Annotated in this window: 11 protein-coding genes; 7 read left to right on the top strand and 4 right to left on the bottom strand. The window is 53.9% G+C overall.

The window, feature by feature from the left end; genetic code table 11:
- Position 1 precedes the first annotated feature (1 nt).
- Genes BLU05_RS17740 through fhuB form a run of 3 tightly spaced genes read left to right on the top strand, consistent with a single transcriptional unit; the run spans position 2 to position 3,664 of the window.
- A complete protein-coding gene (locus BLU05_RS17740) occupies positions 2–781 on the top strand; it encodes an ATP-binding cassette domain-containing protein (RefSeq protein ID WP_091882769.1) in 780 nt (259 codons plus the stop codon).
- Positions 782–797: 16 nt separating this feature from the next.
- Positions 798–1,667, top strand: a complete 870-nt coding sequence (locus BLU05_RS17735; RefSeq protein WP_175540652.1) for an ABC transporter substrate-binding protein — start codon at positions 798–800, stop codon at positions 1,665–1,667.
- A complete protein-coding gene (fhuB, locus tag BLU05_RS17730; RefSeq protein WP_091882762.1) occupies positions 1,667–3,664 on the top strand; it encodes a Fe(3+)-hydroxamate ABC transporter permease FhuB in 1,998 nt (665 codons plus the stop codon). The genes BLU05_RS17735 and fhuB overlap by 1 nt, the downstream gene beginning before the upstream one ends.
- Here fhuB and BLU05_RS17725 read toward each other — a convergent pair.
- The gene (locus tag BLU05_RS17725; RefSeq protein WP_091882759.1) at positions 3,651–4,169 is read right to left on the bottom strand and encodes a sigma-70 family RNA polymerase sigma factor; all 519 of its coding nucleotides are present in this window, start codon (positions 4,167–4,169) and stop codon (positions 3,651–3,653) included. The genes fhuB and BLU05_RS17725 overlap by 14 nt on opposite strands.
- Positions 4,170–4,492: 323 nt before the next feature.
- On the opposite strand from BLU05_RS17725, the gene BLU05_RS17720 reads away from it, so the two are divergent.
- Positions 4,493–4,972, top strand: a complete 480-nt coding sequence (locus tag BLU05_RS17720; RefSeq protein ID WP_091882757.1) for a class I SAM-dependent methyltransferase — start codon at positions 4,493–4,495, stop codon at positions 4,970–4,972.
- Here BLU05_RS17720 and BLU05_RS17715 read toward each other — a convergent pair whose 3' ends face one another.
- Together BLU05_RS17715 and BLU05_RS17710 are read right to left on the bottom strand one after the other, a co-directional pair.
- Entirely contained in the window at positions 4,973–5,836 is an 864-nt protein-coding gene (locus BLU05_RS17715) for an FkbM family methyltransferase (RefSeq protein ID WP_244518408.1), read from the bottom strand.
- Between the two features lie 59 nt (positions 5,837–5,895).
- Positions 5,896–7,629 carry an adenylate/guanylate cyclase domain-containing protein gene (locus BLU05_RS17710; RefSeq protein ID WP_091882756.1) on the bottom strand — a complete coding sequence of 578 codons (1,734 nt, stop codon included), beginning with the start codon at positions 7,627–7,629 and terminating at the stop codon, positions 5,896–5,898.
- Between the two features lie 264 nt (positions 7,630–7,893).
- Here BLU05_RS17710 and BLU05_RS17705 point away from each other — a divergent pair, with 264 nt between their 5' ends.
- Both BLU05_RS17705 and BLU05_RS17700 read left to right on the top strand, forming a co-directional pair.
- Positions 7,894–8,985: a glycosyltransferase family 4 protein gene (locus tag BLU05_RS17705; RefSeq protein WP_091882752.1), complete on the top strand. Its 1,092-nt coding sequence runs from the start codon at positions 7,894–7,896 to the stop codon at positions 8,983–8,985.
- A complete protein-coding gene (locus tag BLU05_RS17700) occupies positions 8,982–9,755 on the top strand; it encodes a polysaccharide deacetylase family protein (protein WP_091882749.1) in 774 nt (257 codons plus the stop codon). The genes BLU05_RS17705 and BLU05_RS17700 overlap by 4 nt, the downstream gene beginning before the upstream one ends.
- Here the strand turns inward: BLU05_RS17700 and BLU05_RS17695 are convergent.
- Positions 9,742–10,572, bottom strand: coding sequence for an MBL fold metallo-hydrolase (locus BLU05_RS17695; RefSeq protein WP_091882746.1), 831 nt, complete (start codon positions 10,570–10,572; stop codon positions 9,742–9,744). The two genes, BLU05_RS17700 and BLU05_RS17695, sit on opposite strands and share 14 nt — an antisense overlap.
- Before the next feature lie 200 nt (positions 10,573–10,772).
- On the opposite strand from BLU05_RS17695, the gene BLU05_RS17690 reads away from it, so the two are divergent.
- Positions 10,773–12,542 carry a metallophosphoesterase family protein gene (locus BLU05_RS17690; protein WP_091882743.1) on the top strand — a complete coding sequence of 590 codons (1,770 nt, stop codon included), beginning with the start codon at positions 10,773–10,775 and terminating at the stop codon, positions 12,540–12,542.
- Positions 12,543–12,551: the final 9 nt, after the last annotated feature.

Here is a 12,551-nt window from a genome sequence, read left to right as displayed (position 1 = left end):
AATGAACGGAACATCCTTTTCTCTCAGCGGTGTCGGTTTCGATATTGACGGACGAACTTTGCTTCATCCGCTGACTCTGGATGTTCCCAAGGGCGAAGTCGTCGGCATTCTGGGACATAATGGTTCCGGAAAGTCGACGCTTCTGAAAATCCTCGCGCGTTTTCAGGCGCCGACACATGGGCAGGCTGACTATCAAGGTCAGCCTCTCGCATCGTTCCGCCCGAAAGATTATGCCAAAAAAGTCGCTTATCTGCCGCAACAGACGCCCGATACGGATGGTATGACAGTGCGGGAGGTGGTGTCGCTGGGCAGGTACCCATGGCATGGCGCACTGGGGCGGTTTTCTCTCACTGACCGGACCAAGGTAAGCGAAGCGCTGGAACTTACCGGCCTGACGCCGTTTGCAGATCGTATCGTCGACACTTTGTCAGGCGGCGAGCGTCAGCGTGCCTTTTTGGCCATGCTCATTGCGCAGGATACGGAATGTCTTCTGCTCGACGAGCCGATCTCGGCCCTCGACATCAATCATCAGATCGAGGTGATGAGTCTCATCCAGACGCTTGCGCATGAGCACAACCGTTCGGTTCTGATTGTCTTGCATGATATCAACATGGCCGCGCGCTACTGCGACCGGCTGATCGCCTTGTCGGGTGGCAAGCTCGTGGCACATGATGCTACGGATGCGCTGATTACAGCCGACAAGCTCAATGCCATTTATGGTGTTCGCATGGGCATTTTCCGGCATCCGGAAACGCAATCGCCCATCAGCTACGTTCTCTGAGATTGGAATTCTTGTAATGACTGCGCTGCGTCGACGTGATTTTCTATTCGGCTCGACCGTCGCGCTTGCATCATTCATGTCGGTCAGATCAGGAAAGGCAGCCGAACCGCGGGTCGTGTCGCTGGATTATGGTCTGGCACAGACATTGATTGAATTTGGTGCTCCGCCCGTTGGCCTGATCGATACACAGGGCTGGTATGACTGGGTGATGGAGCCGCCGCTGCCGGCGGGCATTGCCAATGTCGGTTCCAATTATGAAATCAACATGGAGATGCTGCAGCTTCTGCAGCCTGACCTGATTATTTCAACGCCTTACCTTGAGTGGATCAGGCCCCAGCTTGAGACGATCGCACCGGTTAAATCCTTTCCCATCCATGCGCTTGGATCCTCGCCATACCCGCATATCCTGAGTGCGACGCGGGAGCTTGGCCAGATTGTGGGTCGACCTCAGCAAGCGCAGGATCTGATCGACCGAACCGAACGTGGGCTCGATGCGGCCAAAATAGCGACCCGACCTCTCGCCGCACAAAAACTGGCTATCATAACCTTTCTCGATGCACGCAATATCCGTGTTTATGGTCCCGGCGGCATTTTTCAGGATGTTTTTGACCGGCTTGAGTTGCAGAACGCCTGGACAAGGCGCACCAATGAATGGGGTTTCGGTGATGCCAGCCTGGCTGACCTGATTACCCTGGGTGACAGCCGCGTTTTTTACATGGACCCGGTTCCCCCAGACGTGCTTGCCGGTTTGACGGGCAGCCCTTTATGGCAAGCCATGCCCTTTGTTCAAACAGGACATGCGCAGCGCATGGCAAGTGTGCTGATGTTCGGCGCGCTGCCGTCAGTCTCGCGCTTCGCGCGTCTTCTGGCCGAGGTTAAAGTGTAATGCTGCGTACATCCTCATCACAACGCCTGATCTGGACCAGCATTCTTTGGTTGCTTGCATTTGGCACCGCCGCTCTCAATCTATGGCCGATGATCAGCAGGCTCGGGGTTGAAGCCGTTTTTCTGCCGCCTTCGGCCAGCGATGGTCAGGCGGTCCTTCTGCATTATAGCCTTCTGCCGCGCCTTGCCATGTCAGTTGTCTGCGGCTTTGCGCTTGGGCTTTCCGGCACACTCTTCCAGCATATATTGCGCAATCCGCTGGCGTCGCCCTCGACATTGGGGATTGAAGCTGGAGCCCAACTGGCACTTGGGGTTGCGATATTGTGGTTTCCGGCACTCCTTGGCTGGAATCGTGATCTAACCACGGCGATTGGCGGTTTCACTGCAATGGCAATTGTTTTTGCCGTGGCATGGCGTTTTCAGTTTCAGCCAGTGACTGTCATTCTGACCGGCCTTGTCATGGGCCTCTATTGTACGGCGATCGTGACAATTCTGGTTCTGATGAATGATCATTATCTTGCAGGTTTGTTTGTCTGGGGTGGCGGTTCGCTCAATCAGAACGACTGGCGCGATGTAAGCGCACTTTGGCCCAAAATTGCTGTCTTTACGTTCGTTGCCTTCCTTCTGACGCGGCAATTGAATGTATTGACGCTTGGCGATGCGGCGCAAGGGTTGGGCATGAAATTGCATACAACCCGAGCGTTTACCCTCGCGGTTGCCGTTGCATTGACGACGTTCACAGTCAGTGTCGTCGGCATTATCGGCTTTCTTGGTCTCGCATCACCGGCTATTGCCCGTGCGATTGGTGCGCGGCGCATCAAGGACCGGCTCATCATAGCTCCACTTGTCGGTGCCGGTCTTCTTGTACTCATCGACCAACTCTTGCAGTTGCAGTCGGCAATCACAGGCATTGTGCTGCCAACCGGTGCCGTGACCGCGCTGATCGGCGTACCGGCATTGTTGATCGTCATGTTGCGCCGCAAGGCTATTGGTCAACCCACCACAGCATCGCCATCGATCCGCAAGAGCCAGCACCCGGTATTGCTGTTATCCACGCTCGCCGCGCTTTTGCTCCTTGCCTGTGTCGCCGCAATCTTTATCGGGCGAGGCATCGATTCTTCATGGGCTGTTCACACCGGCAAGGTGTTGGAATCCGTGTTGCCATGGCGGTTACCAAGACTGGTTGCTGCACTTTCGGCGGGAATAATGCTCGCTCTTGCGGGCAGTCTCCTGCAGCGGTTAACAGGCAATTCCATGGCCAGCCCTGAAGTGCTTGGCGTCAGTGCCGGTACTGCCTTTGGATTGCTTTGTGTCCTGTTTGTTGTTGCCCAGCCTGATTATGGTCACAGGTTACTTGGCGGTTTTCTTGGTGCAGCCGCAGTCCTTGTCGCGCTGTTTGCCATGAGTTGGCACAAAGCGCAGTCGGGCAACCAGTTCCTCATTATTGGCGTCTCGTTGAGCGCATTTCTCACCGCACTTGTTTCGGTCATTCTCGCATCCGGTGATCCAAAAGCCATGTCGCTGATCAGTTGGATGACAGGCTCCACCTACAGTGTCAGTAGTTCTATGGCGATCATCTCACTCATCTGCGCCCTAGTCGCCATGACCACGGTTTCAGTCTTTCTCCGACCCTTGCAGCATTTTGCCTTGGGTGAAGCGTCGGCGCATTCGCACGGGGTCAACGTTCGGACATTCCGAATACTCATTCTTGGTTTTGCGGCTCTTCTGACGGCCATCGCCACGCTCGTCGTCGGGCCCTTGAGCTTTGTCGGCCTTATGGCGCCACATCTGGCACAGCGTATGGGACTGACACGCGGCTTTCCGCATCTTCTTGGTACGGCTCTGGTTGGCGCTCTGCTGATGGCCGTTGCGGATTTTATCGGCCGCACCGCCTATTTCCCGTGGCAATTGCCAACGGGGCTGATCGCCACGCTTTTGGGTGGTCCGGTGTTTGCGCTACTGCTTCTGCGACCGCGAAAAACTGCTAGGCAGCTTTAAGTGATTGCTCGCAGTAGCGGTGCGCATCCTTGATCATGAAATTGACGAGGGTGCGCGAGACGCCCAGTTCTTCCGCGATATCTTTCTGCGGAACACCCTCAATACGATGACGGATGAATGCGTCATGGGTACGCTTCGGCAAGTCCTTGAGCGAGGCCATCACTTTGTTCAACGCTTCCGCCATAACGATACAGTCGAGAGCGTTGACACATGGAGCCGGCACTGAATCCACGCCATCCATCGGCATAAGATTGTTCTTCTCGTATTGCCGTTTGCGCGCCTCATCAAGCGCAAGATTATACACCATACGACAGGCATATCCGACAGGGCAGTGGATGCAATTCGTCTGCATCGTGCAAGCTTTCACAATGGCATCGTGAAATATATCTTCGGCTTGCGCGTGAGAATGCAATACACTTTCGGCAATAACTATCAGTTTATTTTTGTATTTAACCAATGCATCGATAAGAACATTTCCATCATGAAGACCTTGTTCTTTTGGCATGATCTTTATTCTTTTTGATATTGGATTTTATTTGCTTTTGAGCGAGCGACAACACGGCCAGATTTATTTCAAATATTGAAATAAACAGCCATGCAACCATCGCGCGAACAGCTATACAAGAACATGAGAAAAAGAGTCAAGTTAAAGAAAGCACGATTTATAACAGCACACGCAAAGCGACTGAAAATGATCAAAGGGAAATGGTTCCAGTGCGTCTGATCAAAAAGAATCTACCGGATATGTCGTTGCCTATGGTCGACCCGATTGCGACAGCCTGATAAGCCGGGCTGGCATAAAACTGACAATATGGACACATGATAATCATGAGCCGCCTAGACAGCTTCATTCGCCGCATGACGGCCCAGCGCGATATCCTCAATCATATTTCGGACAGTATCAGGGAATTGCCGGGGCCTTTGCTCGAACTTGGATTGGGTAATGGTCGCACATATGACCATTTGCGTGAGCGCTTTCCTGACAGGCGAATCATCGCGTTTGACAGAGCCTCCCATGCTTACAAAAGCTCCACTCCTGATCCGGAAAATATGGTGATTGGAGAAATCAAGGAAACGGCTCAAAGTTTTATCGGGATTGATGCGGCGCTGGTTCATGCGGATATTGGCACGGGTTATCCGGATGTTGATGCGATCACACTGACATGGTTGCCGCAACTGGCGGCAGGTTTGCTGGCGCGTCACGGTATTGTTGCCAGTGGGCTGGCACTTGATCATCAGGAACTCGAACTTCTGCCTCTGCCGCGCAGCGTCAAGCCGGGGCGCTACTTCCTGTATCGCCGCAGATAATCAAGCGAAGAGCAGCACGTCAAATTGCCCCTGATCGATTGGAAGGGCGCTGACTTTCATCGCCAAAGGCTTGTCATTCAGAAAGGCGAGACAGTCGTCGTAGAACCCAGCCAGATAGCGGATGAAGGCTGCCGCCTCATCCTGCCCATAAAAGTTTGGTGAAAACTCGAGGTAGAGTGGAACCTTGCGCATCATCAATGCTTCCATCGAGCGGCAGGCCACCGGTTCATAGCCTTCAATATCCATCCATATCAGCCCGATCTGATCGGGTGTAACGGCTGCCTCTGCGAGAATATTGTCAACACGGCGCACCGGAACAACGATTTTGGTGTCCGTCTTGCTCTGGCGGCTTGTGCTGCTTTTCCCGTGATTGCTGCAATGCTGAAAGAATTCGATTTCGCCGTCGTGATCACCTGCTGCGCAATGGACAGATGTCACCCGGTCTTCAATCGAATTCTGCGCAATGTTCGACTTCAACAACTGGAAATTACGCGGGTCGGGTTCCACGCTGATAATATGTGCGAAAGAACCGCTCAGGCTGAAATAGACCGTTTGGGTGCCGATATTGCCGCCGAGTTCAAGCAATGTGGTGCCTTCGCGCAGAAGTTGCTTCTCCTTGAGGACCGATAGCAAACGACTGACGTGATGCCGCTCGAAATGGCCCTTCCGGAAGATTTTCTTCCCGATATAGTCGTTCGGCGAGAACGTCATGACATGATCACCACAATCAACGGTCATGGTGAGTACACGCGCATCCATTGCACTGATCATCAGTTCGCGGCCGTAGCGCGTATCGAAAAATTGTCCTGCCGCGCGGTTTCTGGCTTTTTGGAAGCCCCGCCGCCATGCCTTGATATCTATCACCGTCCGCCCCAAACTCTTGTGATATAGCCACTCTCCGGTGGGGAGAATATCAGGCTCTGTCACACGAAGCGAACACTGCTTTCCTGTGGGACGATATAAACGCGCAGAGGCAGGGCGCGCCCGCGAATTGCTACCTCCCGAACTTCAAGGCCCGTGGTATCGGAACCGGCAAGGATAATCGCAGGTTCCGAGACCACCAGTGTTACATTAAATTCCTTGGCAACAGTCTCCAGCCGGCTCGCAACGTTGACCGTATCGCCTATGGCCGTCAGGCTTTTGACTGCGCCATAACCCATCGCCCCGACAATAGCAGGACCGGTATGGATGCCGATGGCAACGCGCAGCGGAATGCTGAGTTCACCTGCCAGTTCGTCATTGAGCCGCTCGATTTCCTTGACGATGATTGTCGCGGCCTTCAGCGCATTGCTACAGGCGTCCGCTGCTGAACCGTTCAAACCGAACAGAGCCATGGCACCGTCACCAATGAACTTGTCAAGCCGCCCGCCGGAGCGCTCGACGGCCTGACCGACAACAGCAAAATACCGGTTGAGCAGAAAAACGATATCATAAGGCAGCCGTGCTTCGGTTAGCATGGTGAAGCTGCGTATATCGCAAAACAGGATCGCGATTTCACGTTCTCGTCCCGGACTTGTCTGCTGGCTTCCTGCCGGAACGATGCTTTCGAGGCTCGGCACAAGCAGTGGAACAACGCTGATACTGCTGGTAGGATGTAGCTGGCACGCCAGCCGCACGCCATGGTCGGCGCCAATACGGGTTAGCGTGGCCTGCTCGATCGGTTCTGCTGGAGGAAGCGTTTCAGCACCTTCCAGAACCTGAATGCGGCACGTCGAGCATCGCCCTTTGCCGCCGCATACCGCGTAATGCGGTACGCCGCCGAGGCGGCTTGCTTCCAGCACACTGAAGCCAAGCGGTACGCGGACACTTTGGCCATCGGCGTAACGGATCTCGATCTGGCTGGCCCGCTCGCGCCAGCGCCTGTACACACGCAGAACAAGAACCAGTGCGAGCCCACCTGCAAAGGCACCGTACAGGCCAAGTTTGACGAGGAATTCATCCTCTTTGACTTCGGTGCGCTCGGCTGGCGAAGAATAGCGCGTGGAATTGTAGTTCTTGTGGCCCTGATAACCCGATGACGGGTATTCACCGTAACCGGAAGCTGGGGACATATTGGCAATTGTCCGGCCGGTATTGGCAAAACCAAGCAGTGCAAGCACCGGCAGGAGTATGGCAACCGTCAGCAACACGGGCGCCGCACGTTGATACCATTGCCGGTAGCGCAACCAGAAATGAATGCCGATACAACCATGACACCAGATGACGATCAGGGCGACGGTCTGTTTGATGCCATTGAAAGGGGAGGTAATCCAGAAGCCGCGAATGACGGTTTCATAGCTGTCATAGTAATTGGATATTTCATAGCGGATGCGGGTGCCAACCACATGTTCGATGATCAGAACGGGGATCAGCAATCCGAGTATGATCTGCAGTGCCTCGCCGAGCGGCATATGCAATGTGCGACGCATATAGAGCGATCGCATCACGAGAATGACGTGTGTGATCGCTGCGCCGTAGAAAATCAGGGTTCCAACGGGATTGCGCCAGATGAAAAGAAACCAGCGACGACCTTCTTCAGCAGCGGAAAGTGAAATGAGATTGAGTGAATGATTGGCGAGATGCAAAGTCAGGAATGTGAGCATGATCAGGCCTGATGCCAGACGTGCCCGGCGCAAGAACCGCTCGGAAAGCATGGGTGCAGTCGCTGCTATTGTCATGAATGCTGGATCAATCCCCGCCCTTTAAACATGGGACTTCCCATGCCATTCCCATCTTCATCTGAATCTTATTCGAGCCCAGCTGATTTGGCGAGCCATAGGTGCGGGATCAAGCGCAATGATGGCTTTTTGACAAACGGTTCTGTGATAGCCGATCAAAAGATTGTTAGTGTCGGGAGGCAAGAACCGGCTATAGATTTGCAGGACTCGGCGAGTTTTTGCCGAAATGATTGAAACCATTGTGAAATACTGGATTGCTTGCGCATGCAGGTTGCCTTTTACGCCCCCTTGAAATCACCCGATCATCCCGTTCCATCGGGTGACCGGCAGATGGCTCGCCTGCTGATTGCGGCGCTGCGCATGGCAGGCCATTCCGTCGATGTGGTATCGGAACTGCGCAGCTTTACGAAACTGCCGAATTTTGAAGACCGGGAGCGTGTCGCGGCGTCCGCACGGCAGGAGGTTGAGCGTCTTTCCAGTCTTTGGCAGGCAGGCAGGAGACCTGATCTCTGGTTCTGTTATCATCCTTATTACAAAGCACCGGATTTGATTGGCCCAGTTTTAGCCGCCGCATTGGATATTCCCTATGTGACGGCGGAGGCATCCTATTCACCGCGCCGCAATGCTACCGGATGGGCGGAAACCCAGATATTGGTGGCTGAGGCAGTTCGCAATGCAGCGGTCAATATATGTTTTACGCAGCGCGATATGACTGGACTTGCAACGAACATCCCGAGCGCCCGGCTGGAGCAGTTGAAGCCATTCATCGATATCGCATCGTTTCATCCAGACCCCATTGCGCACAATCCCCATCGCCTTGTCACCGTGGCGATGATGCGGCCGGGCGACAAGCTTCATAGTTATGAGATGCTCGCGGCGGCCCTTGCGCTGCTCGATAAAAGGCCGTGGACCTTGACGATTGTCGGTGATGGCCCGGTGGAGAATGAAGTACGGGCGCTGTTTTCGGCATTTGGCAACCGGATAAGCTGGCTTGGACAAAGGAACGCGGATGAGATTTCCGCGTTGTTGAGTGAGGGAGGTATTTATGTCTGGCCCGGTTGTGGAGAGGCTTATGGTATCGCTTATCTGGAGGCGCAGGCGGCGGGTTTGCCTGTTATTGCGCAGGCAACGGCGGGTGTTCCCGAAGTAGTACAGAACGGTGTCACCGGTTTTCTGACACCGGAGGGAAATGTACAGGCCTACGCCGATGCTATCGCCAGCCTGCTCGATGATAATGACTTGCTGGTCTCAATGGGCTCTGCAGCCCGGCGTTTTGTATTGGAAGAAAGATCGCTCGAGATCGCTGCAAGACAGCTGGATGCGCTGCTGAGAAATTCAATGGGAGGAAGCCGATGACGGAAGATCCAATCTGGCAACCCCTGCAAGCCGAGCTTGCACGCTGGATTCATGCCAACCGCAGCGCCAGGTTCTGGTTGCGTGATGATGACGCCGTTGAGCCAACGGCAGCGCTGGATCGGCTTCTCCAACTCGCTAATGATTTCAAAGTGCCCACGGCCCTTGCCGTGATTCCTGTTCATACCGGGGAACCATTGGTCAAACGCCTTGAAACCGAACGCTGGATATCTGTGGTAGCGCACGGCTGGTCGCATGAAAATCACGCGGCAAAGGACAAGAAGAAACAGGAACTGGGTCCTGATCGACCGCGCGCGTTGATTCTTGAACAATTGCGCGATGGTTGCACGCGTCTTGCGAAGCTGCATTCAGCACGATTTGTGCCAGTGCTTGTGCCGCCATGGAACCGGATTGACCCGGCGCTCCTGCCTTATCTCGGTGATTGCGGATTCGAGGCGCTTTCGGTGTTTGGCGCAGCAAATCCGGCGGCAAATTCGCTGCCTTCAATCAATACGCATGTTGATCTGATGGACTGGCACGGATCAAAGGGGTGTCGAGACCATGCGGAACTCGTGGCCGCAATCGTGACGGAGCTACGGCAACGATTTGACGGAAGTGCAGAGCCAATCGGGATTTTGACGCACCATCTTGTTCATGATGAGTCGGCATGGATTTTCCTGAAGAAGCTTTTTCAGGTTGTGGCGAAGACGCCGGGCGGACGCTGGCTCTCCATAAGTGAACTGATGAAGAGCCAGAAGTCTAGAGATCGATGACCTGACTGTCGCGAGCCGCAAAAGTCCCGGCGAAGTGTTTTTTTGCCAGGGCCTCAAAGCGGTCAATCTCGTCATCCGTACGCGATGGCGCATGGTGGAACAGTGCGAGCTTGCCAATTTTACCCGCTGCCGCCAGCTTCACGCCCTGCTGCCAGGTGGAATGCCCGTAGCCGAAGCGCCGTGGCATTTCATCTTCCGTATAGGTGCAGTCATAAACAACGAGATCAGCGCCCTCGATCAGTCGCAGCACCACAGGATCAAGAACACCGGCTTCGTGTTCCGTATCGTAAATGAGCGCAAGCACTTTGCCTGCCCATTCAATGCGATATCCAATACAACCGCCGGGGTGGTTCAGACTATCTGTGCGGATCGTCATGCCTTCGCGCGGTGTCAGGACATCGCCTGATTTAAAATCACGGAAGCCAAGACTTGCCTTGCAGATATCTGGCTCAACGGGAAACCATGGTGGTCGCATGAACTGCTTGACCATTTCGCGCGTGGTCATGATACCAGCAAGATGGCCGGACCAGAGGCGCACATTCATCATCGGATTGTAGAGTGGGGCGAAATAGGGCAGGCCGATAATGTGGTCATAATGGCAATGGGTGAAGATAATATCGATCTTGTCGATACCTTCACCGGACAGCGCATCACCTGCCTGACGCAGGCCGGAGCCTCCGTCAAAGATCAATCTGTGTTCGCCGCAGCGTACTTCTATACATGACGTGTTTCCGCCATAACGTTCAAATTCGGGGCCGGATACTGGTACGCTGCCACGCGTTCCCCAGAATTTCACCCGAAATACATCTTCGCTCATACGTTTCTCACACCCAAGTCCCCGTTTTTTTGGTCATCGTAACCAAACTGCAGACGTTATGCGAGGCTTGGATTTTGTTTTATTGGCTAAGTGCGCAATAAAAGTCTGCCATTCTGTATATGTAGGCGATAGCGATTTGTTTTTTAAGCTTTATGACAATCGCTGATACAAATGTATAAAATCATCGGAACATCTGATTCATGTCCTCGGCCCAATTTCCGTCCTTAGCAGTTATCGCAGACGCCCATTTTCATGATCTTTACGGCGATTACGACTTTGCCGGCGTGGAGGTTAGTGGCCTGCGCATGACTGCCCGGCGCCTGACGGATACAGTGCGCTCGACCCGTGTTTTTAACGAAAGCTATTTTGCCCTGCGGACCGCGTTGGACAAGGTAGTGCAGCGCGGTATCCAGCATGTCATCTTACTTGGTGATTATTCCGATGACGGACAAGTCTCCACGCTTGGTGCGCTTGGGCGGTTGCTTGATGGATACTCCGAAAAACATGGGCTTGTATTTACAGCGGTGCCGGGAAACCACGACATTTTTGGCCCAAAGGGCAGGCATCATGCCAAGCGGCTGCTGAACCCCGACGGCACTTACACAATCGTGGCGAGCGACAGTGCATTCATCGACGAGGATGCCGATGGCATGGTCGTGACAGACAAGATGTATTGTGAGGGATATCCGCAAGGATTGCAGATGCTGCCTGATCTTGGTTTTTTCCGGCGATCCAGCGACATCCATTGGGAGACACCCTTCGGTCAAGATGATGCTCCCGGCAAGCGAGTTTATCCCGTTCGATCCGCCGATGGTACAAATGATTATCAGCTTATGGACGCGTCATATCTGGTTGAACCGGTCCCTGGTCTCTGGCTGCTGATGATCGATGCCAATGTCTTCGTGCCCCGGGATGGTGATTTCGAGCGCGGCGATTCCGGTGCATTCGTTGACAGCACCAATGCTGGCTGGAATGGCATGCTGGACCACAAGCGTTTTGTCATCGACTGGATGCAGGATGTTGCGACGCGGGCAAAAAATAAAGGTAAGATGCTGCTTACCTTCTCGCATTATCCCATGCTCGATGCTCTGGATGGTACGCATGGTGATGAAGGGCATTTGATTGGCAATACCAGCGCCGTCAAACGGACGCCCTCGTCCGAAGTCGCCGCGACCATGATGGATGCTGGTATACGGATACACTTTAGCGGTCATCTTCATGTCAATGACACGGCAAGGGTAGAGAAGGGCTCATCCTGGTTGATCAATATCGCGGTGCCTTCGCTCGTGGCTTTCCCGCCAGCCTTCAAGGTTGTGAGTTTTGAAGAGCGAGGTCTGCAAGTTGAAACAATCGGTATCGATGAGCAGATTATTGATCAAACCTTGAATGACCAGTATCGCACCGAAATCAGCCTGACTGGCAAGATGGTGGGGACCATGCTGGATGCGGCGGATTACGGAGCATTCATCTCAGAACATGTCGATCAGTTGGTCGTGCATCGCTATTTGCGGCGCGAATGGCCGAAGGACATTGCCCGCATACTGCCAATGCTTACCCTCGGCGATCTGCTTACGCTCAGCCTCATCGAGCAGCCTGTTGATATCGACGCGACAATCATTCTTGTCCACGCCGAACGCGGGCGGCCGGAAACCATCGTCAAAATACAGGCACTCCTTGCGGATACTGATGCCGGACTTGAGCAGTTCGACAAGATGACGGTGCAGGAGCTTCTGGGCGATTGGTATCGCCTGCGAATGGGAAGTGAAATGGCGCTGGATCGCATATCGGCGGCACGGTTGAAAATCTATCGGGTGTTAATCGATATTTTCGCTGGTTCAAATGCAATGACAACTGGTGGCGCGCAGGCGCAGTTTGCTCTGATGTTGCGAATGATGGAACGCTACCTCTCAGGGCTGCCATCACGCAATTTCATGATCGATCCTGAAACCGGCAGGATTGAGAAAGTTTAATGGATTAGC

Origin of the sequence: Phyllobacterium sp. OV277 (genome assembly GCF_900104355.1) — a bacterium.
GTDB lineage: Bacteria > Pseudomonadota > Alphaproteobacteria > Rhizobiales > Rhizobiaceae > Phyllobacterium.
The sequence above is the reverse complement of the archived record's forward strand: the minus strand, read 5'-3'. Positions and strand labels throughout refer to the sequence as shown.